This is a genomic window from Streptomyces sp. CNB091 (assembly GCF_000377965.1).
Genome location: NZ_KB898992.1, coordinates 379,178 through 400,733 on the forward strand (window position 1 = coordinate 379,178; position 21,556 = coordinate 400,733).

At 72.4% G+C, this 21,556-nt stretch carries 23 protein-coding genes; 8 read left to right on the forward strand and 15 right to left on the reverse strand.

The annotated features are described in order from the left end of the window. Positions 1-44: 44 nt before the first annotated feature. The 5 genes from D581_RS0107885 to D581_RS0107905 all read right to left on the reverse strand — a co-directional run bounded on the left by D581_RS0107885 (position 45) and on the right by D581_RS0107905 (position 3,624). Entirely contained in the window at positions 45-581 is a 537-nt protein-coding gene (locus tag D581_RS0107885) for a pyridoxamine 5'-phosphate oxidase family protein (protein ID WP_018956691.1), read from the reverse strand. 69 nt (positions 582-650) lie between these two features. Further along, positions 651-1,109, reverse strand: a complete 459-nt coding sequence (locus D581_RS0107890) for an SRPBCC family protein (RefSeq protein ID WP_018956692.1) — start codon at positions 1,107-1,109, stop codon at positions 651-653. Further along, on the reverse strand, positions 1,109-1,459 hold the full coding sequence (locus D581_RS0107895) for a metalloregulator ArsR/SmtB family transcription factor (protein WP_026290313.1): 351 nt from the start codon (positions 1,457-1,459) through the stop codon (positions 1,109-1,111). Before D581_RS0107895 ends, D581_RS0107890 begins: the two co-directional genes overlap by 1 nt. A gap of 169 nt (positions 1,460-1,628) precedes the next feature. Beyond that, complete coding sequence (locus D581_RS0107900) at positions 1,629-2,732, reverse strand: PP2C family protein-serine/threonine phosphatase (RefSeq protein WP_018956694.1); 1,104 nt, start codon at positions 2,730-2,732, stop codon at positions 1,629-1,631. 58 nt (positions 2,733-2,790) lie between these two features. Continuing rightward, positions 2,791-3,624, reverse strand: coding sequence for a Scr1 family TA system antitoxin-like transcriptional regulator (locus D581_RS0107905; RefSeq protein ID WP_026290314.1), 834 nt, complete (start codon positions 3,622-3,624; stop codon positions 2,791-2,793). 187 nt (positions 3,625-3,811) lie between these two features. Between D581_RS0107905 and D581_RS0107910 the strand changes: the two genes are divergently transcribed. Then, entirely contained in the window at positions 3,812-4,222 is a 411-nt protein-coding gene (locus D581_RS0107910; protein ID WP_078625686.1) for an ATP-binding protein, read from the forward strand. Between the two features lie 92 nt (positions 4,223-4,314). Here the strand turns inward: D581_RS0107910 and D581_RS0107915 are convergent, their stop codons facing one another. After that, positions 4,315-5,028, reverse strand: coding sequence for a ribonuclease H family protein (locus tag D581_RS0107915; RefSeq protein WP_026290315.1), 714 nt, complete (start codon positions 5,026-5,028; stop codon positions 4,315-4,317). 206 nt (positions 5,029-5,234) lie between these two features. On the opposite strand from D581_RS0107915, the gene D581_RS0107920 reads away from it, so the two are divergent. Continuing rightward, positions 5,235-7,133, forward strand: coding sequence for an ABC transporter ATP-binding protein (locus tag D581_RS0107920; protein ID WP_018956698.1), 1,899 nt, complete (start codon positions 5,235-5,237; stop codon positions 7,131-7,133). 51 nt (positions 7,134-7,184) lie between these two features. Here the strand turns inward: D581_RS0107920 and D581_RS0107925 are convergent, their stop codons facing one another. Next, a complete protein-coding gene (locus D581_RS0107925; protein ID WP_018956699.1) occupies positions 7,185-7,454 on the reverse strand; it encodes a hypothetical protein in 270 nt (89 codons plus the stop codon). 150 nt (positions 7,455-7,604) lie between these two features. Here D581_RS0107925 and D581_RS0107930 point away from each other — a divergent pair, with 150 nt between their 5' ends. The 3 genes from D581_RS0107930 (at position 7,605) to D581_RS0107940 (ending at position 10,758) form a co-directional block, all read left to right on the forward strand. Further along, positions 7,605-8,300, forward strand: coding sequence for a class I SAM-dependent methyltransferase (locus D581_RS0107930; RefSeq protein ID WP_018956700.1), 696 nt, complete (start codon positions 7,605-7,607; stop codon positions 8,298-8,300). Positions 8,301-8,616: 316 nt separating this feature from the next. Next, positions 8,617-9,213: a carbonic anhydrase gene (locus tag D581_RS0107935; protein ID WP_018956701.1), complete on the forward strand. Its 597-nt coding sequence runs from the start codon at positions 8,617-8,619 to the stop codon at positions 9,211-9,213. Between the two features lie 75 nt (positions 9,214-9,288). Then, complete coding sequence (locus D581_RS0107940) at positions 9,289-10,758, forward strand: SulP family inorganic anion transporter (RefSeq protein ID WP_018956702.1); 1,470 nt, start codon at positions 9,289-9,291, stop codon at positions 10,756-10,758. Between the two features lie 87 nt (positions 10,759-10,845). On the opposite strand, the gene D581_RS0107945 is transcribed toward D581_RS0107940, so the two are convergent. The 3 genes from D581_RS0107945 to D581_RS0107955 all read right to left on the reverse strand — a co-directional run bounded on the left by D581_RS0107945 (position 10,846) and on the right by D581_RS0107955 (position 12,314). Continuing rightward, positions 10,846-11,283, reverse strand: a complete 438-nt coding sequence (locus D581_RS0107945; protein WP_018956703.1) for a DUF2267 domain-containing protein — start codon at positions 11,281-11,283, stop codon at positions 10,846-10,848. A gap of 103 nt (positions 11,284-11,386) precedes the next feature. Further along, the gene (locus D581_RS0107950) at positions 11,387-11,779 is read right to left on the reverse strand and encodes a DUF2267 domain-containing protein (protein WP_026290316.1); all 393 of its coding nucleotides are present in this window, start codon (positions 11,777-11,779) and stop codon (positions 11,387-11,389) included. A 103-nt stretch (positions 11,780-11,882) separates the two neighbouring features. Next, positions 11,883-12,314, reverse strand: a complete 432-nt coding sequence (locus tag D581_RS0107955) for an Hsp20/alpha crystallin family protein (protein ID WP_018956705.1) — start codon at positions 12,312-12,314, stop codon at positions 11,883-11,885. 139 nt (positions 12,315-12,453) lie between these two features. On the opposite strand from D581_RS0107955, the gene D581_RS0107960 reads away from it, so the two are divergent. Then, the gene (locus D581_RS0107960) at positions 12,454-13,137 is read left to right on the forward strand and encodes a hypothetical protein (RefSeq protein WP_018956706.1); all 684 of its coding nucleotides are present in this window, start codon (positions 12,454-12,456) and stop codon (positions 13,135-13,137) included. A 90-nt stretch (positions 13,138-13,227) separates the two neighbouring features. Here D581_RS0107960 and D581_RS0107965 read toward each other — a convergent pair whose 3' ends face one another. Further along, positions 13,228-14,013: an SAM-dependent methyltransferase gene (locus tag D581_RS0107965; protein ID WP_018956707.1), complete on the reverse strand. Its 786-nt coding sequence runs from the start codon at positions 14,011-14,013 to the stop codon at positions 13,228-13,230. A 434-nt stretch (positions 14,014-14,447) separates the two neighbouring features. Here D581_RS0107965 and D581_RS0107970 point away from each other — a divergent pair, with 434 nt between their 5' ends. Further along, the gene (locus D581_RS0107970) at positions 14,448-16,508 is read left to right on the forward strand and encodes a neutral/alkaline ceramidase (protein ID WP_018956708.1); all 2,061 of its coding nucleotides are present in this window, start codon (positions 14,448-14,450) and stop codon (positions 16,506-16,508) included. Between the two features lie 4 nt (positions 16,509-16,512). On the opposite strand, the gene D581_RS0107975 is transcribed toward D581_RS0107970, so the two are convergent. The 4 genes from D581_RS0107975 to D581_RS0107990 form a co-directional block, all read right to left on the reverse strand. Next, positions 16,513-16,995, reverse strand: coding sequence for an NUDIX hydrolase (locus tag D581_RS0107975; RefSeq protein ID WP_018956709.1), 483 nt, complete (start codon positions 16,993-16,995; stop codon positions 16,513-16,515). 23 nt (positions 16,996-17,018) lie between these two features. Beyond that, positions 17,019-18,617 carry an apolipoprotein N-acyltransferase gene (gene lnt, locus D581_RS0107980; protein ID WP_018956710.1) on the reverse strand — a complete coding sequence of 533 codons (1,599 nt, stop codon included), beginning with the start codon at positions 18,615-18,617 and terminating at the stop codon, positions 17,019-17,021. 195 nt (positions 18,618-18,812) lie between these two features. Beyond that, entirely contained in the window at positions 18,813-19,376 is a 564-nt protein-coding gene (locus tag D581_RS0107985) for a hypothetical protein (protein ID WP_018956711.1), read from the reverse strand. A 125-nt stretch (positions 19,377-19,501) separates the two neighbouring features. Next, positions 19,502-20,287, reverse strand: a complete 786-nt coding sequence (locus D581_RS0107990; RefSeq protein ID WP_018956712.1) for a glutamate racemase — start codon at positions 20,285-20,287, stop codon at positions 19,502-19,504. Between the two features lie 58 nt (positions 20,288-20,345). On the opposite strand from D581_RS0107990, the gene D581_RS0107995 reads away from it, so the two are divergent. Next, positions 20,346-21,527, forward strand: coding sequence for a glycosyltransferase (locus D581_RS0107995; protein ID WP_018956713.1), 1,182 nt, complete (start codon positions 20,346-20,348; stop codon positions 21,525-21,527). The last annotated feature ends 29 nt before the right edge of the window (positions 21,528-21,556 follow it).

Sequence of the window (21,556 nt, forward strand, 5' to 3'; positions counted from 1 at the left end):
TACGTGTCTTCCGTGCGGGTGACCGACGATCGGCGCCTCAAACATCACCGCCGTTCGGAAGGCCGGCGGTGGAAGCGGTAACGGGTCTGGCTGTACTCCTTGCCCTTCCCGAAGGCGAATCCGACCTCCGGGTCGAGGCGGTACAGCTGGACCGTGCCCGCGCGGATGGTGTCACCGAGGCCGTGCCAGGTGCCGTCCGGGCTGGTCAGCAGGGAGCCGTACTTGCCCTCGTAGGCGTCGGCGGTGGTGCCGCGTTCTGCCGGGTCGCGCACCAACTCGGCGCGGCCTTCCATGGTGATGTCGAGACCGTCCAGGACGTTCGTGCCGGTTGTCATGACGCAGTGCTGGTTGCCGTGGAGGTTACGCGCCTTGCGCTCCTGGTCGCCGGTGGCGAAGTACAGGGCGCCGCCGGTCCAGACGGCCAGCAACGGAGTCACGTGGGGCCGGCCGTCGGGGCGGACGGTGGACAGCCAGAACAATCGCGCCCGCTGGAGTTCACGCAGTGCTGTCGGCCAAGGGGTGGCGTCGGCGCCGGAATCACCGAAGGGGCCGAGCTCGGTGATCGGGTCACGGTCGGACATGGAAGCTCCTCAACGGGTCGGGCGGGAATGCGGTCGGCCACGTTCTCGTCGACGGGAGGCGCCGCGGGCTCACTCGTGCCCTCCCGCACCCAGCTCGACGCCCAACGCGTCGAGCCAGTCGCCGGTGCCGTGGCTCCGCCAGGAGGGCTCCTCCCGGCCGTCGAGGAAGGTGCCCTGCTCGGTGAGGACCAGCCGGGTGCCCCCATCGGCCGGGCCGAACGCCACGGTCGTCAGCGACGCCGCCGCGAGATCGTCTCCCACGTGCAGCACAGAGGTGTAGACAATGCGCTCGTTCGGAACGATGTCGCGGTACAAGGACTCGAACGTCAGCGATGGGCCGCCGCCCGGGCGGCTGCGGTTGGCCTCCCGGCCGCCGATCCGGAAGTCCAGTTCATGGTCGGCGTCGGGCGTGGAGAACCAGCGGGCCTTCGTCTTCGGGTCGGCCCATGCGGCGAACACCCGGACCGCCGTGGCGGGGTAGAGGCGTTCGAGGGTGAACGTGGCGTGCGTGACAGAACGGTCGATCATCACAGGTTTCCTCGCTCCGGTGTGCCGGGATCATCGAGCAGGTGGTCGCCGAGCCGGTCCAGGCGCCGTTCCCAGGGAGTGCGCTGCTCGGCAAGCCAGCCCTCGGCCGTCCGCAGCACGTCCGGCTCGATGCGGCAGGTGCGGACCCGGCCGATCTTCTCGGAGCTGACCAGCCCGCAGGCTTCCAGCACCTGAATGTGCTGCATGACCGCCGACAGCGACATCTCCAGCGGCCTGGCCAGTTCGCTCACCGATATCGGTCCGCGGACCAGGCGCTCCACCATCGCCCGGCGCGTTCCGTCCGCCAGCGCCTGGAACACCCGGTCGAGCGATCCTCCATAGTTAGGCATGTCCTTAACTATGGACCGGCACATCTTCTATGGTCAAGCACTTCCTTGACCAATGTCCTGATCGCGGCGGCCTCAGATGCTCTCAGGTGCTCCCCTGCCAGGGAGATCCGCCCTTCTCCCGGCAGACGACGCGGGCTGTCCCACGGGGCGAGGCGACGCGGGGCGGCCGTTACGGGTAGGGGCGGACCCGGGGTCGGTGCAGGGCGAGGAGCGCCTGATCGTCCTGGATCCGGCCGCCGGTGTGCCGCCCCACGTCCTCGATCAGCAGGTGGAGGATCTGCGCCGGGGTCGCCGGGTCGCCGGTCAGCGCGCGGTGGTGGACGAGGGAGGGCAGCCGGACGGACGCGTCGTAGAAGGCCCCGGACTCGTCGCGGGCCTCGGTGACGCCGTCGGTGTAACAGACGAGGGTGGCGCCGGGCGGGAACGGGAAGGTGTCGACCGGGCAGGACCAGGGCCCCAGGGCGCTCATGCCGAGCGGGGGCGCCTCCTCGGAGGGTCCGAGGACGGTGGCCCTGCCCTCGGCGTCCAGCAGCACCGGCGGGGGGTGCCCCCGGTTGACGACGCGTACGGCGTCGAGGTCTTCTGCGAACTCGGCGATCAGGGCGGTGGTGAACCCCTCGTCCTGCTCCTGGCCGCCACGTCGGCCACCCTCACGCAGGAGGGCCCGCTCCAGCGCGGTCACGAGGCCGGGCAGGTCCTCCGCCTCGTCCGCCGCGTACCGGAAGGCCCCCAGGTCCGCGCAGACCGCGCTGACCGCCCCCAGACCCTTCCCGCGGACGTCCCCGACCATCACGCGCACCCCGTGCGGGGTGTCCTGGACGACGTAGAGGTCACCGCCGATCATGGCCTCGTCCTCGGCGGGCACGTACCGGGCGGCGATCCTGAGCTCGCCGAGGCGCGAGGGGGGCCTGGGCAGGACCGCGCTCTGGGCCACGGCGGCGATATGGCGCGCGCGGCGGGTCCGGGCGTCCCGGCCCTCCAGGGCGCGGTTGATGAAGACGGCCAGCATGGTTACGGCCAGAAGGGTGAGCTGGTTGGCGACGCCCCGCTGCCAGCCGAAGGTGCCGTCGTACCAGGCGAGGCCCGCGTGGACCGCCATCGAGAGGGCGCCGATCGCGATGATGCCGCGTAGGGTCAGCAGCGGTGCGGCGGCGACGGGGGCCGCCATCAGCAGGGGCGCGGAAGTGACGCCCGCCGGGGTCACCAGGTCCAGCGCGACGGCCAGCACGACGACCCCCAACGGGATCCACTTGGCCCTGCGCGGCTGCACCACTCCCCCACGCTGTACGGCGCCGGAGCCCGCCGCATCCCGGGCGTGCCGGACCCGCGGGTCACTCCGGCAGCGGGGTCCCGGGGCGGGGTGCGGCGGCGCACGCCGCGTCCAGCCGGATGCGGTGGGCCATCACGGCTTCGGGATCGTCGATGACGTCGACCCGGACGCCCGGGGTCTCCAGCACCGCCTGGTCCCCGATCTCGGGAGCGGGCACCCGGAGGATGTGCAGGGGCGGTACGCCGGTCAGGGGGTGCGGCGGGTGGTCCATGGGCACGACCTGGACGGTGACGTGCTGTTCCTTCATCGCCTCGGCCAGCGCGGCCCGCTGCCCGTCCATCGTCTCCCGGTCGCCGACCCGCGTATGGAGGGCCGCTGCCGGGAACAGGGCCCACAGGGCGGCCCCGCGCTCGCACATGCGGCGGCGGCGCTCCCGCAGCAGCTCGACACGGCGCTCCCGACGCCCGGGGGTGTCCTCGGGGTACTGCGTACGGTAGAGCGCGGCGGCGTACGCGGGGGTGCGCAGCAGTTCGGGCACCAGTGCCGGGTGCCAGGTCCGTACAAGGCTCGCCGAGGACTCCACTCCGATGACGTCCTGCTGCCAGCCGTCCATCGCGTCCCGCCACCGATGCCACCAGCCGGGCAGGTTCGCGGCTCCGAGCCCGGCCATGATGGGCTCGGCCACGGCGGGCGGAACGCCGTAACAGCGGAGCAGTTCGCCGACCTGCCGGGCGTCGAGTCCGGTCTCGGCGCGTTCGATGCGCCGGACGGTGGCGGGGTGGGCGTCCAGCGCGTCGGCGGCGGCCCGAAGGCTGATTCCCGCGCGTTCCCGCAGCATACGGAGGCGGACCGCGAGAACGCGGTGCTCCACGGTGGGACCTGAACGGGCTCGCATGCGCGGAACCTTCCTCGTCGAGCCCCGGGGCGGAGCACTCCACACTCTGTCGCTTGCAAAGTATGCGTTTTGCGTCGAGAGTGCATACATGTCGGAAATAGTCAGTTGCGCGGAGCGTGCTCCCGATGACGGAGGTGTCCGAGGTGCCGGAGGTGACCGAGGTGCGCACAGCTGGTGGGTTCCCCGATTGCCCGGGGGCGTTCCGGAGGCCCGGCACCGGGTCCAGGAGGCCATGCGGGCCTGGGGCGAACCGGCCGAACGGACCGAGGCGGCGGCCCTGATAGTGACCGAGCTGGTCACCAACGCCGTGCAGCACACCAGCACCCGGCGGATCCGCTGCCGGCTCCTGCGCTCCGCGGACGGCGTGCGCATCTGCGTGTGGAACCGCGGCCGGGCCCGGATCCCGGCACCGGCTTCCCCGGGCGACTCGGCGGGCCTTCCGGTCACCGGATCCCCGGCGACGGGCGGCCCCGCGGACGACGACATGCTCGACCACCTGGCCGAGGACGGCAGGGGCCTCCTGCTCGTCGACGCGCTGGCGGCCCGCTGGGGCACCCGCGCCGCACTGGCGGGCCGCCTCGTCTGGGCCGACGTCTGAGCCTGCCCACCCAGCAGCCGCGACATCTCCACGACGCCTGTGCGACCGACCGGACGGCCCTCCGGGCCTCTCCTCCCGATGTCCTCGCGTGATCAGGCGGGAGCGGTGCGGCACTCCGGGTGGCCCCAGCCGTTCGGGTTCTTCGCGATCGGCTCCTTGGCCGCGTACGGCTTTCCGCAGTGGCACCGGCCCGCGAAGCGCGCCGCGATCGTGCCGGTGGACCGCCCGCCCCGGGACGCGCCCGCCGCACTCCGCCCCTTCGCGCCGCCCGACGCCCCGTACGCCTCCGATCGCCCCTTCGTGGACCGCGCGGGCGCGGGCACCGGCAGAGCCGTGGCGCCGTGCGCCGTACCGGCCGGGCTCTGGGCCACAGCCGCCTCACTGGCGGCCTGGTCGGCGATCGCGTTGAGCGGGTCGCCGTTCACCTGGTGCGCGGGCACGTAGCGGAACGTCACGGAGCGGTCGGCGAGCAGGGCGTCGATGCGGGTGACCAGCTCACGGTTGGCGACGGGCTTGCCACCGGAGGTCTTCCAGCCGTTGCGCTTCCACCCCGGAAGCCACTTCGTCACGGCGTTCATGGCGTACTGCGAGTCCATCCGCACCTCGACGCGCGCCGCCGGGCCGGTGGACTCCAGCAGCTCCGCCAGCGCCGTGAGCTCGGCGACGTTGTTCGTCGCGGTGCCGAGCGGACCGGCCTCCCAGCGCACGGGGTTCCCCTGCGCGTCGGCGACGACCCACGCCCAGGCGGCCGGACCCGGATTTCCCTTCGACGCCCCGTCACACGCGGCGATCACGCACTCGTTCATCCCCTGATCATGCCAGTCCCGCATGACCGTCCCGACCGCCCGCACGACCGCCGCGCGCAGGGCGCGCTCCGGCGCCTCCACTCCGCCACCCTTGACCTCAATCAAACTTGAGGTCCTAACGTTCCGAGTGAACCCGGGCCGCACGGCCCACGGGATCCGCAGGCCGTCGGGGGAAACCGGGGGCCGTCAGACTTCGGAGGCGCCCCATGGACATGGAAGTCACCGCGTGGCATTCGCTGCACAGTGCGATGAACGCCCAGCAGGACCGCCGGCCCTTCTCCCGGAAGGCGTTGCGCCGCATCATGGTCTTCGCCCGGCCCCATCGGCGGCGGATCTACCGCTTCCTGGTGCTGAGCGTCCTGACGGCGCTGCTCGCGGTGGCCACTCCGCTGCTGGCCGGGAGAGTCGTCGACGCGATCGTGAACGGTGCGGAGACCGGGACCGTCACCCGGCTCGCCCTGCTCATCGCGCTCATCGCCGTCGCCGAGGCCGGTCTCGGCCTGCTCACCCGCTGGCTGTCGTCGACCCTGGGCGAGAGCCTGATCCTGGACCTGCGCACCGCCGTCTTCGACCACGTGCAGAAGATGCCGGTCGCCTTCTTCACCCGGACCCGGACCGGCGCCCTGGTCAGCCGGCTCAACAACGATGTGATCGGCGCGCAGCGGGCGTTCAGCAACACGCTCTCCGGCGTCGTCTCCAACGTCGTCACCCTGATGCTGACGCTCGCCGTGATGCTCACGATCTCCTGGCAGATCACGCTGCTCTCGCTGGTGCTGCTCCCGGTGTTCGTCGTGCCGGCCCGCCGGATGGGGGCCCGGATGGCGGGACTCCAGCGGGAGGCCGCCGACCACAACGCCGCGATGGGCACCCAGATGACCGAGCGGTTCTCCGCCCCCGGCGCCACGCTGGTCAAGCTCTTCGGGCGCCCTTCCGACGAGTCGGCCGAGTTCGCCGCCCGCGCCGACCGGGTGCGTGACATCGGCATCCGTACGGCGATGGCCCAGTCGGCGTTCATCACCGCCCTCACCCTGGTCTCCGCCCTGGCCCTGGCCCTGGTCTACGGGCTCGGCGGCTACTACGCCCTGCGCGGCAGCCTGGAGCCGGGTGCGGTCGTGGCGCTGGCGCTGCTGCTGACCCGGCTGTACGCGCCGCTCACCGCGCTGGCCGGGGCCCGGGTCGAGGTGATGAGCGCGCTCGTCAGCTTCGAGCGGGTCTTCGAGATCCTGGACCTGAAGCCGCTGATCGAACAGAAGCCGGACGCCCGCCGGGTGCCGGAGGGCCCGGTCTCCGTGGAGTTCGACAAGGTGTCCTTCGGCTACCCCTCCGCCGACAAGGTCTCCCTCGCCTCGCTGGAGGAGGTCGCCACGCTCGACGACCGGGGCGGCACGACGGTCCTGCACGACGTCTCCTTCCGCGCCGAACCCGGCCAGATGATCGCGCTGGTGGGCTCGTCCGGAGCGGGCAAGTCGACGATCGCGCAGCTGCTGCCCCGGCTGTACGACACGGACACCGGCGCCGTGCGGCTGAACGGTGTCGACGTACGCGATCTGAGCGCGGACTCGATCCGGGACACGCTCGGCATGGTCACCCAGGACGGGCACCTCTTCCACGAGTCGGTGCGGGCCAACCTGCTGATCGCCCGGCCCGACGCCTCCGAGGACGATGTCTGGGACGCCCTGCGCCGCTCCCGGCTCGACGGCCTGATCGCCTCGCTGCCGGACGGGCTCGACACGGTGGTGGGCGAGCGCGGTTACCGGCTCTCCGGCGGGGAGCGCCAGCGCCTGACCATCGCCCGGCTGCTGCTGGCCCGTCAGCGGGTCGTGATCCTCGACGAGGCGACCGCGCACCTCGACTCCACGTCGGAGGCCGCCGTCCAGGAGGCGCTGGCCGAAGCGCTGGCCGGCCGGACCGCCCTGGTTATCGCCCACCGGCTCTCGACCGTACGGGCCGCCGACCGGATCCTGGTGGTGGAGGCGGGCCGGGTCGTCGAGAACGGCACGCACACCGAGCTGCTGGCGGCCGGCGGCAGGTACGCGGAGCTGTACCGCACCCAGTTCGAGCGGCCGTCGTCGGAGGAGAGGAGGCGGGTCCAGCCGGTCCGCTGATCCGGCGCCCGTCCCCACGCCGTCCGGCCGGACCTCACCGGCCGGACGGCGTCAGCGCATGCCGCCGCGGGCGAGTGGCGCCCGGTCGGCGGTCCGCAGCCGCCGCAGCGCGTGGCCGCCGCACCGGCGCCACTCCTTGGGCGACACCCGCGGACGGTGACCGCCACTGGTGACGAGCGCGTTCACCGACGTCATCGGGTCCGCCGCCATGGTCTTGGCCAGCAGGGCGCCGACCACGAGCGGGAGCAGCGTGACGGCCAGGGCGGAGCCGGCGGTGGTGACGTGCTGGATACGGGGGCGGCGCGGCGCTTCGGAGGTCATGCGCCCATCGAACAGCGACCCGGGAACCGGAACATCGGAGAACGTACTCAGGGGCGCGGGACCGGCATACTCAGGCGCTCCCCGGGGGACGCTCACAGCGGCCGGGCGCGCGGACCCCCGCCGGCCGCCGACCACGGAAGGATCGCCTCGATGGGTGGGCGCCAGGGACTCGGTGACAGCGGGGAACCCCGTGGCGGCCAGGGGCTTCCGGACGCGGACGGCGGCCCCGGACATCCGGCGGCTGCGGTCTTCGACGCGCTGGGCGCGGAGTACGAACGGGCCTTCGCCGCTTCGGCCGCCCACCGCGAGTCGCTGGAGCGGCTGCTGGCGGACCTGGCCCCGGGGAGCCGGGTGCTGGACGTGGGCAGCGGGACGGGTCGGCCCACGGCGCGGACTCTGGCGGACGCGGGGCACCGGGTGCTGGGCGTCGATGTGTCGCCGGTGATGACCGCGCTCGCGGCCCGGCAGGTGCCGGAGGCGGAGTTCCGGTGTGCGGACGTCTGCGATCTCCCCCTAGCCGAGGGCGAGTTCGACGCGGTCTGCGTGTACTTCTCGCTGTTGCAGCTGGAGCGGGGTGACCAGCGCGAGCTGCTGGAGCGGCTCGCGCGGTCGCTGCGGCCCGGCGGACTGCTGGTCGCCGCGACGGTGCCGGTGGACGCCGCGGGCGTCGACGCGGTCTTCATGGGGCAGCCGGTCCGGGTCTCCAGCTTCGGCGCCGAGGAGTTCACGGCCCTGGTCACGCGGGCGGGCATCACCGTGGAGTGGGAGCACAGTGCGCTCTTCACCCCGGACCATCCGGTCGGCGCACCCGAGCCGCACCTTTTTCTGCACGGCCGCCGCACCTGACGGCGCTGCCTTCTCCCGCACCACTCCCCACTCATTGGCTATCACAAAGAACAAGCCGAATGAATGACACGGGTGGCGCATTTACGTTCCTTCACGAGAAGGTAATGCGATAGCAAAGTTCTGGTCGTTATGCTCTGCTGCAGTCGTATCCGCAAGGAGCGACCGGAGTGGGCTTCACCGCGACCGCCATCCGGCATACCGCAAGGTGAGGCACCCTCACCATTCCGAACATTCATCCGGTTACAAACAGAGCATTCGTCAATATGACCCGACCACACCGCTCCCCGGCACCGCCGGATGCAGGAGGCAGGCCACCATGCAGTCCCTCGTAGAACACGCCCGGACATTCACCGAGCACGTCGCCGCGAACGCAAAGCACTTCGAACATCTCGCGGACGGCCAGACCCCCGAAGCACTCTTCGTCACGTGCTCGGACTCGCGTGTCGTCCCCTCGCTGATCACCGGCGCCCGCCCGGGTCAGCTCTTCGAACTCCGCACCGCGGGCAACATCGTCCCCTCCTATCCGGCGCAGGACCGGCCCACGGGGGAGGCCGCGACCATCGAGTACGCCCTGCGCGCCCTCCAGGTGCGCGACATCATCGTGTGCGGGCACTCCCACTGCGGCGCCGTGGGCGCGGTGTTCCGCGGCGACGACCTCTCCGCCATGCCCGCCGTCCGCCACTGGCTGGAGCACTCCACGGACGGCCGGGACCCGGCCGCCGACCCCGACGACCTCCCCCTCGCGATCCAGGCCCACGCCCTCGCCCAGCTCAACACCCTGCGGGGCTACCCCGCGGTGCGCGAGCGGCTCGCCGAGGGCACCCTCGGCCTGCACGCCTGGTACTACGAAGTGCACACCGGCTCCGTCAGCGTTCACCGGCCGGAGCGCGGGACCGAGTTCGCCCGCCTTTGACGGTTTTCCCTCCCCCCACGCTCACGCGCTCGGCCTCCTGCCGGGCGCGACCGTACCCACAAGGGAAAACCCACCGTGATTTCCGCGAAGGAACTCAAGAACCCCCACGTCGTACGACGTGACCTGCTGGCGTCACTCGTCGTCTTCCTGGTCGCGCTGCCGCTGTGCGTCGGCGTCGCCGTCGCCTCCGGAGTGCCGGCCGAACTGGGCCTGGTCACCGGCATCGTCGGCGGGCTCGTCGTCGGCTTCCTGCCGGGCAGCAAGCTCCAGGTCAGCGGACCGGCCGCAGGACTCACCGTGCTCGTCTACGAGGCGGTCAAGGAATTCGGCCTCGGCACGCTCGGCCCGATCGTGCTGGCCGCCGGACTGCTCCAGGTGGTGCTGGGCCTGGCGCGCTTCGGCCGCTGGTTCCGCGCCATCTCCGTCTCCGTGGTGCAGGGCATGCTCGGCGGCATCGGCCTGATCATCGTGCTGGGCCAGGTGTACGCCATGGCCGACACCGAACAGCCGGGCAGCGGTCTCGCCAAGCTGGCCGGACTCCCCGGTCTCGCCGTCGAGATCATCACGAACCAGGAGGCCCTCACCGCCTTCGGCCTCGGCGCCGGAACCGTCGCCGTGCTGCTGCTGTGGCCGAAGCTCCCGGCGACCGTGCGCCTCGTCCCGGCGCCCCTCGCCGCGGTCGCCCTGGCCACCGCCATCGCCCACCTGGCCGGTCTGCGGCCGGCCGTGGCCGATGTGAACGGGCTGCTGCAGGCCATCGATCCGCCCGGCGGAGTGGATTTCGCCCGGCTCGCCGATGTGGCGGTCATCGGCACCGTCCTGGCCTTCGCCCTCATCGCCTCGGCCGAGAGTCTGTTCAGCGCGGCGGCCGTCGACCGGATGCACGACGGGCCCCGCACCGACTACGACAAGGAGTTGGTGGCCCAGGGCGTCGGCAACACCATCTGCGGGGCGCTCGGCGCGCTGCCCATGACCGCGGTCATCGTCCGCAGCGCCACCAACGTCCAGGCCGGGGCGACCACCGCGCTCTCCCGGATCGCCCACGGTCTGTGGCTGCTGCTCTTCGCCGCGCTGCTGCCCGCCGCCGTCGGGATCATCCCGCTGGCCGCGCTGGCCGGGATCCTCGTCCACGCCGGATGCAAGCTCGTGCCCGCCAAGGAGTTCGGCCCGCTGTGGCGCGAACACCGCGGGGAGGCCGTGCTGCTGGCGGTCACCGCGATCGCCATCGTGGTGACCAACCTGTTTGAAGGGGTCGTGTTCGGCCTGCTGCTGGCAGTGGTCAAGTCGGCCTGGGAGACCTCGCACGTCCAGCTGACAACCCGTCGGCTCACCGGCGGCCGGGTCGTGGTGACCCTGACCGGGAACGCCACCTTCCTGCGACTGCCCCGCATCCTGGAGCAGTTGGAGAAGCTCCCGCAGGACCAGCCCATAGAGCTGGACCTGACGGGTCTGCGCCACCTCGACCACGCCTGCCGGGTGGCCCTGGAGAACTGGGCGCGCCGGCACAACAACGCGGAGATCGAGCCGGTGACGATCCGCCGGTAGCCAGGAACCGGGGCGGTGGCCCCGGGGCGGCGATGCCTGCCGACCTGCTTCGCGGCGGCCCGGACCGGGCCGCCGCGAAGCCTCGGATCAGGCGGCCTGGGCGAGAAGTTCGGCGCGACCGAAGAGGAGCGCGTAGCCGGGCGGCAGGCTGCTCACCACCCGGGCGACGAGAGCGTCCTCCATCAGAGCGGCGATCTGGCTCAGGACGACGCCGGCGTCCCAACGGGCGGTCGCCGGGGTACCACCGGTGCGCACGGCGAGATCGCGGACGAAGGCGCCACCGGGAAGCTGCTTCACAGCGGGCACTTCGGAAGTGAACACCAGGGCGGCCTCCCTGGGCAGGGCCGCGGCGAGCGCGACGCGCTCATCACCGGTGACCTGTCGGCCGAGCGCACCCAACACAGCGCGGAGGCTCTCCTCGGCGCGTTCGCGCGTCGGGTAGGCGCCCTCGTAACGGATCTTCTCCAGCAGCTGGTCGACCGTCGTGCCCGCCGGTGCGCCGGCGTTGCGAGGCTCATGGATCATCGTGTCAGCAGCCTTTCTCATCAGTACGGCTCGGATCGGGGCGCTGCCCGCTCCGACGGCTCGCCGCACGGCGGCACGGGAGGGGCGGCGGGGTGGATCTGGATCATGCGTTCCGCGTGTGCCCACCGAAGAGCACGTCATACCCGGGCGGCAGCTGGAGCAGAATGCGGCGGGTGAGTTCCTCGCCCGCCGCCTCCGCCGCGACGCTCAGAACAGCTCCGACGTCCCATCGGGCGGTCTGTTCGCCGGCCCCCTCGATCCAGGCCGCGGTGGCACGCACGAAACGCTCCGGGGAGAGCGGTTCGGCGGCCTGAAGCGGGTTCAGCAGGATCAGGGCCATGGTCTCCGGCAGCCGGGCAGCCAGTTCGGCCCGTTCTCCGCCGACCAGGTGAGCGCCGAGGAGGGCCAGGACGACGCGCGCGGCGCGTTCGGCCTCCGTTCGCGTCCCGTACTCGCCGCGCTCCCGGATCCGATCCAGGAACGCCTCCCATCGCAGGGTAACCGCAGCTACCCCCTCGGGTGGTTGCCGGGCGAGGGCCGGGAGCGGGAAAGAAGGGGAGCCCGTCCCCGCCCTCGCCGCTGTGGTAGGCCGAGCCGGGTCAGCCCTTGATCTGCTGGCGCCGGGGCTCCCCGCCAATGGCGATCTTGCGGGGCTTGGCGCGCTCGGCGATCGGGATGCGCAGGGTCAGCACCCCCGCATCATAATGCGCGTCGATCTGTTCGGTGTCGAGCGAATCGGCGAGCACGATCTGCCGGGAGAAGACGCCCAGCGGACGCTCGGAGAGCTCCATCTGCACATGGTCGTCGTTCACCGCCGGCCGACGCTCGGCCTTGACGGTCAGCATGTTCCGCTCGACGTCGATGTCGATCGCGTCCGGCGGGACACCGGGAAGATCGAACGCCACCACGTACTCGTCGCCCTCGCGATACGCGTCCATCGGCATCGCCGAGGGCCGCGACCAGGTGCCGGGGCGGAGAAGCTGCTCGGTGATCCGGTCGAGTTCACGGAAGGGGTCAGTACGCATCAGCATGACGGAAACACCTCCAGTCGTTCGGGCGGACGGCCCGTGCTTTTCACCTGAGACCGTTGTAGCATGTCATCCATTCGATGACAACTGATCGCGTCACCGAAAGGATGACAGAGATTTCGGGCGAGCAAGGGAGCTCCCGTTGTCCACACGAGCCCGGCGCGAGCCGTTCCGGCACCCAGCCGCTGACGCCGCCTCCCTCCTCGCGGCGTCAGCGGCTCTGAAGAACATCGACGAGGCACTCCGCGGGGCCCACGTCGGCTCCGAGGACACCGGCTCCGGACCGGCGGTTGCCTCCGACCGGGCTCAGGCCCTGGAGTCGCTGCACCTGTTGCGTGAGGTGCGGGAGCGGCTGGCGGGCTGGGAGCCCGGGCTGATCGAGACGGCCCGCGCGGCCGGCGCGAGCTGGGCCGATCTGGCAGATCCGTTGGGCGTCGCCAGCCGCCAGGCGGCCGAGCGGCGCTATCTGCGACTGCGCCCCGGCTCCGCGGGCAGCACCGGGGAACAGCGGGTCCAGGCGACCCGGGACCTCCGGGCGGGCGACCGTTCGATCACCGCATGGGCCCGGCAGAACGCGGCCGACCTGCGGTCCCTCGCCGGCCAGATCACCGCGCTGGCCGACCTCCCCGCCTCGGCCGACGCTTCTCTGGGCCTGCTCCGGCAGGCGCTCGGTGCGGACGACGCCGCCGCGCTGGTCGCCCCGCTGACCGCGCTCGGACCGCATCTCGCCGCGGAACACCGGACGTTGGCGGACCGTGTGGGTTCACTCGCCCGCCATACCAGCCGACTGCGTGAGGACACGGCCATGAAACGGCGGGGCGACTGAACGAGACCCCTGCAGGCCAGGGTGTAGGTCCGGGCGCCCTTCCCGGACCTACACCCTGGCCTGCCGCGCGGCTCCCCGCCCGCCGTGCGGCTACGGCTTGCGGGCGACGAGCCCCCACTGGTCGACCGGCACCGCGTCGTCCTCCTCGGGCCGCCAGCGGTCGATCGAGACGAATCCCGGCTCGACCAGCTCCAGCCCCTTGGCGCAGTCGGTGATCTCCTCAGGCTTCCGGACGAGGTAGGGCGGGTTGTCGCCCGACGCGTACGCCTCCTGGGCGGCCAGCGTCTGAGGCGTCGCCACCGTGTCGCAGAGCACCAGGTGGCTTCCCGCCGGCATCCGGGCCAGGTACCGCTGGACGACCTCGATGCCCTCGGCCGGAACGAGGTGCCCCAGGGTGGAGAGCAGGAGTACGGCGACGGGCTCGGACAGGTCGAGCGTCTTGGCCGCCTCGTCCACGACCGCGTCCGCATCGGACAGATCGGCGTCCACGTAGGCCGTGCGGCCCTGCGGGGAGCTGGTCAGGAGCGCCTCGGCGTGGGCCAGGACGATCGGGTCGTTGTCCACGTAGACGATCCGCGACTCGGGTGCGATGCTCTGCGCCACCTCGTGCGTGCTGTTCGCCACCGGAAGCCCGGTCCCGACGTCCAGGAACTGGCGCACCCCCGCCGAGGCGAGGTAGTGGATCGCCCTGATCTGGAAGGCGCGTGACGCACGGGCGATGTCGACCATCTGCGGGTAGGCCGCGCTCACCACGTCGGCCAGCTCCCGGTCCACCGGATAGTGGTCCTTGCCGCCCAGCCACGCGTTCCAGACGCGCGCGGAGTGGGGAATGTCGGACCGGATCCGGCGGCGGAAATCGTCGTTGTCGACGCTCATGTCTCTCCTCTACTCACTTTTCGTACAAGGCCGTTGACCGAATTCCCGCTGGCCGGGGCCCTGGGGGTGACCGTACCCCGCCACCCGGCGGGGCGCAGCGGGGCGGGCCCCCTTGCTCGCGAGCCCGGCTCACCGGCCGCAGCGCGGCGCACCCCGGCGGCACCAACCGCCCACCGGCAGTCACTCTGCGTATCTCGGTGACCAGGTTCTTCCGGCGCTCCCGCCCTCCTGGCACACCTGCTCCGACGCGTCCGTGGCCAGGACCTCGTCGAAGCCGAAGGAGATCCGCAGGCCGGCGCACCGCTTTACTGGCCGGTAGGCATCTATGCGACGCAGGTCACACTCCTCTACGGTCGGGACACCGCCCAGGCCCCTCCCGTCAGCGAGCCGCCGACCGGGTCCGGGCATCCCCGTCTCCCGCCCCAGGAGGTTCCATGCCGCCCCCCACCGCCCGCCGCTCCCGGCGCAGGCTCCCCGTCGCGGTGCTCGCCGCCACCCTCGGCGCGGTCACCCTCGGCGCCCCCTCCCCCGCGTCGGCGTCGAGCACCGCCGACGGAGGGGACTACCTCGTCGGGCGAGGCATCTCCGACGTCACGGGCGAGGCCGCCGAAACCGGGATGATGGGCTACTCCAGCTTCGACCAGAAGACGTCGGGCATCCATCAGCGACAGCGGTCACGGGCCTTCGTCGTCGTCGACCGGTCGAGCGGCAAGCGCGTGGTGTACGTCAACGCCGACCTCGCGATGATCTTCCAGTCCGTCCAGCAGGGGGTCATCGCCCGTCTGAAGGAGCGTTACGGGGACCTGTACGGCGAGGAGAACGTCCTGCTGTCGGCCACGCACACCCACTCGGGGCCCGGCGGCTACTCCCACCACGTCGCCTACAACCTCTCCGTCCTCGGCTTCCAGAAGGAGACCTACCGGGCGATCGTCGACGGCGTGACGGACTCCGTCGCCAAGGCCCACGAGGATCTGAAGCCCGGCACGATGAGCCTGGGCACGGGCACCCTCGCCACCGCCAGCGTGAACCGCTCCCGCGAGGCCTTCGACCGCAACCCGGCGGCCGACCGGGCGGCTTTCCCGGACGCGATCGACCCGGCGATGACCGTGCTGCGCTTCAAGCAGGGCGGCAGGGACGCGGGCGCGATCAGCTGGTTCGCCACCCACAACACCTCGATCACCAACAAGAACACGCTCATCAGCCCCGACAACAAGGGCTACGCCGCCTACGCCTGGGAGCACGACCACGAGGGCGTGCGCTACCTCGACGACGCCCCCGGGTTCGTCGCCGCCTTCCCCAACACCAACGCCGGCGACATGTCGCCGAACCTCAACCTGAAGCCGGGATCCGGGCCCACCGAGGACGAGTTCGAGAACACCCGGATCATCGGCGAGCGCCAACTCGACAAGGCCCGCGAGATCTACGACGACACGCGGCCCGTCTCCGGAGGCGTCGACTCCCGGCTCGCCTACGTCGACATGGAGAACGTGACCGTACGCCCGGAGTACACCCCGGACGGCAAGGAGCACCGCACCTGCCCCGCCGTCGTGGGCGCGTCCACGCTCGCGGGCAGCGTCGAGGACGGTCCCGCGATCCCCGGCTTCGAGGAGGGCACGCGCACCCCGGTCGCGTCCATCCTCGACGCGTTGCGCGTCGACACCCCCTCCTGGCTCGCGACCTGCCAGTACCCCAAGGCGAGCCTGATCCCCACGGGGCTGCTGAGCAACGTCCACCCGGTCACCCCGAAGCGCCTCCCGCTCCAGATCATGAAGCTCGGCGAACTGCACCTGGTGGCTGCCCCGGGCGAGTTCACGATCACCTCCGGCCTCCGCGTACGCCGCACGGTGGCCGAGCGGCTGGGCGTCCCGCTGGACCGCGTCCTGCTCCAGGGGTACGCCAACGCCTACAGCCAGTACGTGACGACGCCGGAGGAGTACGACACCCAGAACTACGAGGGCGGCTCCACGCTGCACGGCCGCTACACCCTGCCCGCCTACCAGCAGGAGTACGCCCGGATCGCGGACTCCCTGCGTGAGGGCACCACGCTGGAGCGGGGCGCGACGCCTCCTGACGAGTCGGGCCGGCAGTTCACCTTCCAGACGGGGGTCGTGTACGACAACCCGCCCGCCGGCAAGGCGTTCGGCGGCGTCCTGAAGGCCCCGGAGAACGCCTACGCGCGCGGCTCCACCGCGACCGTAGAGTTCGCCACCGGGCACCCGAAGAACAACGTCCGCCGGGGCTCCACCTTCCTTGAGGTGCAGCGGTTGGAGAACGGCACCTGGCAGCGGGTGCTGGACGACGGCGACTGGGAGACCGCCTACCGCTGGACACGGCTCAACGGTCTGACCGGCACCTCGAAGGCCACGATCACCTGGGACATCGCGGCGGACACGGCACCCGGCGCGTACCGGATCGTGCACCACGGGGACTCCAGGAGCCTGCTCGGGAAGATCACGCCGTTCACCGGGACGACGGCTTCCTTCACGGTGAAGTAGGGAGTTACGGAGTCCGCGGGGTGGGTTGGAACCAGGCGGGGCCCTCGGTGAGGGCCTGCTTGATCCGGAACAGGGCGAACTCGCCGAGGGGCGGGAGCCCGTCCAGCGGGAACCAGCCCACCTCCAGCGACTCGTCGTCGTTGACCCGCGCCTCGCCGCCGGTCGCCCGGCAGCGGAAGGTGACGTCGAGGTACTGGCAGATGTCGCCGTTCGCGTACTGCACGGGGTCCAGCGCCTGCGTGAGCACCACCCGCTCGGCCACGCAGTGCACACCGGTCTCCTCCAGCACCTCGCGCTCCGCCGTCGCCGCAGGCTCCTCCCCCGGCTCGGAGATCCCGCCGATGACCGACCACTTCCCGGTGTCCGCGCGCCGCCCGAGCAGCACGCGGCCCTCGTCGTCGAGGACGATGGCCGTCACCCCGGGCAGCAGGAGGAGCTGGTGCCCGGCGGTGGCGCGGATGTCACGGATGAAGTCGGGAGTAGCCATGGATCCGAGCCTACGTGGCCGGGTCAGGCGCTACTGGCCGGTCCCCCGCTCCGGCGGGCCCGGAACGCCGAGCCGCTCACCCAGGCCAGGCCCGCCAGGGCCAGCAGCGCGATGACGCCCTCGGGCAGGGGGCCCATCCGGGTGGCGGGGGTGAGCGAGGAGCGCAGCGGGACCTCGTCGACGAGGGCGGCGGGGGTGAACATGCCGCTCTTCTCGACGATCGTGCCGTCCGGGCGGATCACCGCGCTGACCCCGCTGGTGACGGGGACGACGACGGCCCGACCGTGCTCGACGGCCCGCACCTGGGACATGGCCAGCTGCTGGTAGGTCATCTCGCTGCGGCCGAACGTCGCGTTGTTGCTCGGCACGGCGATCATCTGGCCGCCGTGGGTGACGGTGTCGCGTACGGCGTCGTCGAAGGCGGCCTCGTAACAGGTCACGAGCCCCACCTTCGTCCCCGCGAGGTCGAAGACGCCGACCTCCGTGCCGGCGATGAACTCGCGCTGCACCCGGTCGACGTCCTCGCTGAAGAAGCGGGCGACGGCGCGCATCGGCATGTACTCGCCGAACGGCTGGATGTGCCGCTTGTCGTACGTGTCGACGGGGCCCTGTTCCGGGTCCCACTCGATCAGGGTGTTGCGGAGGCTGTCGGAGCCCTTCTCGACCACCGAGCCGACGACCGTGGGGGCGCCGATCGCCTTGACGGCGTCGTCGATGACCTGGCGGGCGTCCGCGTTGAGGTAGGGATCGAGGTCGGAGGAGTTCTCCGGCCACAGCACGAAGTCGGGCTGCTTCTCCTTGCCCGACTTCACGTCCTCGGCCAGCTGCGCGGTGCGCCGGGCGTGGTTGTCGAGGACGGCGCGGCGTTGGGCGTTGAAGTCGAGTCCCAGGCGCGGCACGTTGCCCTGGATCGCGGCGACGGTGGCCGTGCCGTTCTCCGCCGAGTCGTCGACCAGGGGCAGCGCGGCGAGGGCTCCGGCGACCGGCACGAGGACGCTCACGGCGGCGCCGACGACGGCCGCGCGCGGGACCTTTCCGGTCCTGCGGTACGCGACGAGCTGTCGCACGGCCTCGTAGAGCCCGAAGCCGCACAGGACGACGGCGCAGGAGAGCAGCGGGGTGCCGCCGAGCGCGGCCAGCGGCAGGAAGGCGCTCTCGGACTGGCCGAAGGCGATCTTGCCCCAGGGGAAGCCGCCGAACGGGATCCGGGCGCGGACCGCCTCGTCCAGCGTCCAGACAGCGGCCGCCCACACGGGCCAGTACGCGAGCCGGGTCACCGCGGCGATGCCGACGCACCCCACCGCGATGATCAGCGCCTCCAAGACGGCCAGGGCCAGCCACGGCACCGGGCCGACGTCCGTGCCGGTCCAGTGCAGCAGCGGAAGCATGAAACCGAGGCCCGAGAGGAGGCCGAGGCCGAAGGCTGACCGGAGCCAGCGCCCGTGCAGCACCCATCCCAGCAGGGCGAATCCGGGCAGCACGAGCCACCACAGGGGCCGGGGCGGGAAGCTCGCGTAGAGCAGCAGTCCGGAGAGCACGGCGGCGGCCGGGCGGAGGAGCCGCGGCAGCAGTCCGGCGGCCGGGGAGGCTGTGGCGGGCGGCGGGGCATCGACGGGAGTCATGGTGGCGCTCACCCGGCGGAGTCTACGGTGGGCGGTCGGGGGCGGCGGCGTTGACCCGCATGGGGCCGGGACGCCGGCGGCCCGGGGTGTCTCTCGGCCGGCGGTGGGCGGCCCGGTCGGACGCCGGGACGGTGGCCGGTGCGGCCCGGCCGGTGACGCGAACGGTCGCCGGGACGGTGGCCGGTGCGGCCCGAGTCAGTCGCCCGGTCGTTTGCCGGAGGCCGGCAGGTGCAGGCGTTGCCGGATGAACCGTACGGCCGTCTCCGCGTCGTCGACCGTGACGGTGAAGGTGCGGCCGTCGCCGAGGTGCAGGGCCACGCCCTCGCCCTTGCGGACCACGACGGCCGTGCCCTGCTCGGGACGCCAGCGGTAGCCCCAGCCGCCCCACTGGCGCGGGTTGATCCGGGGGACGAATTCCGCGCCCGTCACATGGCTGAGCAGGATCCGGCGGCGCGGCAGGCCGGCGTGGCCGCAGCGCACCTCCAGGCTGTCCCCGTCGACCTTGACAGCGACATGGACGAAGGCGAGCGTTCCGAAGAGGATCAGCAGACCGGCGGCGAGGCAGCCGATCACCGACATGAGCAGCGGGGCGATGCCCGAGGTCCAGGCGCCGTCGACGGCCAGCTCGATGCCGAGGGCCACACAGCCCGCGCCCGCGAGGGCCAGCAGCCACTGGATGCGGTTGGTGGCTCGGCCGTTCCACTCCGTGGGCGGCGCCTGGCTCGACCCGTGCGTCGCACTCTCGGGGAGGTCCGTCATATGCGGCAGCGTAGCCGCGTTCCGGGTTCCCGGCCGGGGCCGCTGGGGCCGATCGGGTTACCCGGCCCTGCTCCGCCGGAGGCTGCCCGGCGGCTGGTCTTTCGTCTGGATCAGGTCGGATGAGGTCAGTGGGCGGGCACCGCGGCGGCCAGCATCCGGCCCTCGGCATAGGTCAGAGCTGCCTGCGGGAGGGCGGCGGGGCGGCCGGCCTGGAGCACGGTGAGCTTGGCGGAGGGCTCGGCCGTCGGGGCGGGGTCCGCTCCGATCCGGCGCAGCGCCTGGGCGGCGACCGCTCCGGCGGACCCGTGCAGGGCGAGCGGCGGGCGGCCGGGCCGCTGCACGGCGTCGCGGATCCGGGCCGCGACCAGCTCGTAGTGGGTGCAGCCGAGGACGACGGCCCGGACGTCGGGCGGGGTGAGGGCGGCGGCGGCCGCTACGGCCCGGTCGATCGCGGTCTCGTCGCCGTGCTCCAACGCGTCGGCGAGCCCGGGGCACGGGACCTCGGTGACGTCCGCGGTCCCGCCGAAGTCACCGATCAGCCCGCGCTGATAGGGGCTGCCGGTGGTGGCCGGGGTGGCCCAGATGGCGACGGAGCCGCCGCCCGCCGCGGCAGGCTTGATCGCGGGGACCGTGCCGATGACCGGCAGCGCGGGCTCCAGTTCGGCGCGGAGCGCCGGCAGGGCGTGGACGGAGGCGGTGTTGCAGGCGACGATCAGCGCGTCCGGCCGGTGGGCCGCGGCGGCGCGGGCGACGGCCAGGGCGAGCGCGGTGATGTCCTCGGGGGTGCGGGGACCCCAGGGCATGGAGCCGGGGTCCGAGGAGAGGACGAGTTCGGCGTCGGGCCGCAGGCGGCGCACTGCGGCCGCTGCCGCCAGCAGGCCGATTCCGGAGTCCATGAGCGCGATCTTCACCCGGTCACCCTAGCCGACGGCCCTTGCGGACCGGGCTCAGTGGGGCAGACTTCGGCGGATGAGCGCCGTTGCCTGGATCGCCGTGGGTTCACTGATCGCGTGGGTGTGGCTGCTGCTGGGGCAGGGCTTCTACTGGCGGACGGACCAGCGGCTCCCCCGGCGCACCGACCCGGCGCGCTGGCCGTCGGTCGCGGTGGTGGTGCCGGCCCGCGACGAGGCGGAGATGCTGCCAGTGAGCCTGCCGTCGCTGCTGGTCCAGGACTATCCCGGGGACGTCCGGGTCATCCTCGTCGACGACTGCAGCAGCGACGGCACCGGGCAGCTGGCCCGGGAGCTGGCCGCCCGGTACGGCGGGTTCCCGCTGACCGTGGTGGAGCCCGGGGAGCCGGAGCGGGGCTGGACGGGCAAGCTCTGGGCCCTGCGGCACGGGATCGCGGTGGCCCGGCGGGACAAACCGGACTTCCTGCTGCTGACCGACGCGGACATCGCGCACGAGCCGGACAGTCTGCGCGATCTGGTGGCCGCGGCCTGCTCCGGGGGCGAGGGAGGCTTCGACCTGGTGTCGCAGATGGCGCGGCTGCGGGTGGAGAGCGTCTGGGAACGTCTGGTGGTGCCGGCGTTCGTCTACTTCTTCGGGCAGCTCTACCCGTTCCGCCGGGTGAACAGGGCCCGGTCACGGACGGCGGCGGCCGCGGGCGGCTGCGTCCTGCTGCGCACCGAGGCGGCCGAGCGGGCGCGGATCCCGGACTCGATCCGGCAGGCGGTGATCGACGACGTGTCGCTGGCGCGGGAGGTGCGGCGCAGCGGCGGCCGGATCTGGCTGGGGCTCGCGGACCGGGTGGACAGCGTGCGGCCGTATCCGCGGCTGGCGGATCTGTGGCGGATGGTCTCGCGCAGCGCGTACGCGCAACTGCGCCACAGTCCGCTGCTGCTGGCGGGGACGGTCCCGGGGCTGCTGCTCGTCTATGTGGCACCGCCCGCGACGCTGGCGGCGGGGCTGCTGACGGGTGACGGGGTGGCGGCCTGGGCGGGCGGCGCGTCGTGGGCGGTGATGACGACGACGTATCTGCCGATGCTGGCCTACTACCGTCAGTCGCTGTGGCTGGGGCCGCTGCTGCCGCTGACGGCGGTGCTCTACCTGCTGATGACGGTGGACTCGGCGGTGCGGCACTACCGGGGGCGGGGCGCGGCCTGGAAGGGCCGCACCTACGCGCGCCCGGAGGCCGCGCCCGACCGGTGACGTCGCGGGAAGGCGTGCGGCCGGTCCGG

Coding starts and splice junctions, on each gene's coding strand:
- D581_RS0107885 (WP_018956691.1), bottom strand. CDS start 581: ATGTCCGACCGTGACCCGATCACCGAGCTCGGCCCCTTCGGTGATTCC.
- lnt (WP_018956710.1), bottom strand. CDS start 18,617: ATGACTCCCGTCGATGCCCCGCCGCCCGCCACAGCCTCCCCGGCCGCC.
- D581_RS0107970 (WP_018956708.1), top strand. CDS start 14,448: ATGCCGCCCCCCACCGCCCGCCGCTCCCGGCGCAGGCTCCCCGTCGCG.
- D581_RS0107995 (WP_018956713.1), top strand. CDS start 20,346: ATGAGCGCCGTTGCCTGGATCGCCGTGGGTTCACTGATCGCGTGGGTG.
- D581_RS0107915 (WP_026290315.1), bottom strand. CDS start 5,028: ATGAACGAGTGCGTGATCGCCGCGTGTGACGGGGCGTCGAAGGGAAAT.
- D581_RS0107985 (WP_018956711.1), bottom strand. CDS start 19,376: ATGACGGACCTCCCCGAGAGTGCGACGCACGGGTCGAGCCAGGCGCCG.
- D581_RS0107890 (WP_018956692.1), bottom strand. CDS start 1,109: ATGATCGACCGTTCTGTCACGCACGCCACGTTCACCCTCGAACGCCTC.
- D581_RS0107905 (WP_026290314.1), bottom strand. CDS start 3,624: ATGCGAGCCCGTTCAGGTCCCACCGTGGAGCACCGCGTTCTCGCGGTC.
- D581_RS0107920 (WP_018956698.1), top strand. CDS start 5,235: ATGGACATGGAAGTCACCGCGTGGCATTCGCTGCACAGTGCGATGAAC.
- D581_RS0107930 (WP_018956700.1), top strand. CDS start 7,605: ATGGGTGGGCGCCAGGGACTCGGTGACAGCGGGGAACCCCGTGGCGGC.
- D581_RS0107975 (WP_018956709.1), bottom strand. CDS start 16,995: ATGGCTACTCCCGACTTCATCCGTGACATCCGCGCCACCGCCGGGCAC.
- D581_RS0107965 (WP_018956707.1), bottom strand. CDS start 14,013: ATGAGCGTCGACAACGACGATTTCCGCCGCCGGATCCGGTCCGACATT.
- D581_RS0107895 (WP_026290313.1), bottom strand. CDS start 1,459: ATGCCTAACTATGGAGGATCGCTCGACCGGGTGTTCCAGGCGCTGGCG.
- D581_RS0107955 (WP_018956705.1), bottom strand. CDS start 12,314: ATGCTGATGCGTACTGACCCCTTCCGTGAACTCGACCGGATCACCGAG.
- D581_RS0107935 (WP_018956701.1), top strand. CDS start 8,617: ATGCAGTCCCTCGTAGAACACGCCCGGACATTCACCGAGCACGTCGCC.
- D581_RS0107925 (WP_018956699.1), bottom strand. CDS start 7,454: ATGACCTCCGAAGCGCCGCGCCGCCCCCGTATCCAGCACGTCACCACC.
- D581_RS0107945 (WP_018956703.1), bottom strand. CDS start 11,283: ATGATCCATGAGCCTCGCAACGCCGGCGCACCGGCGGGCACGACGGTC.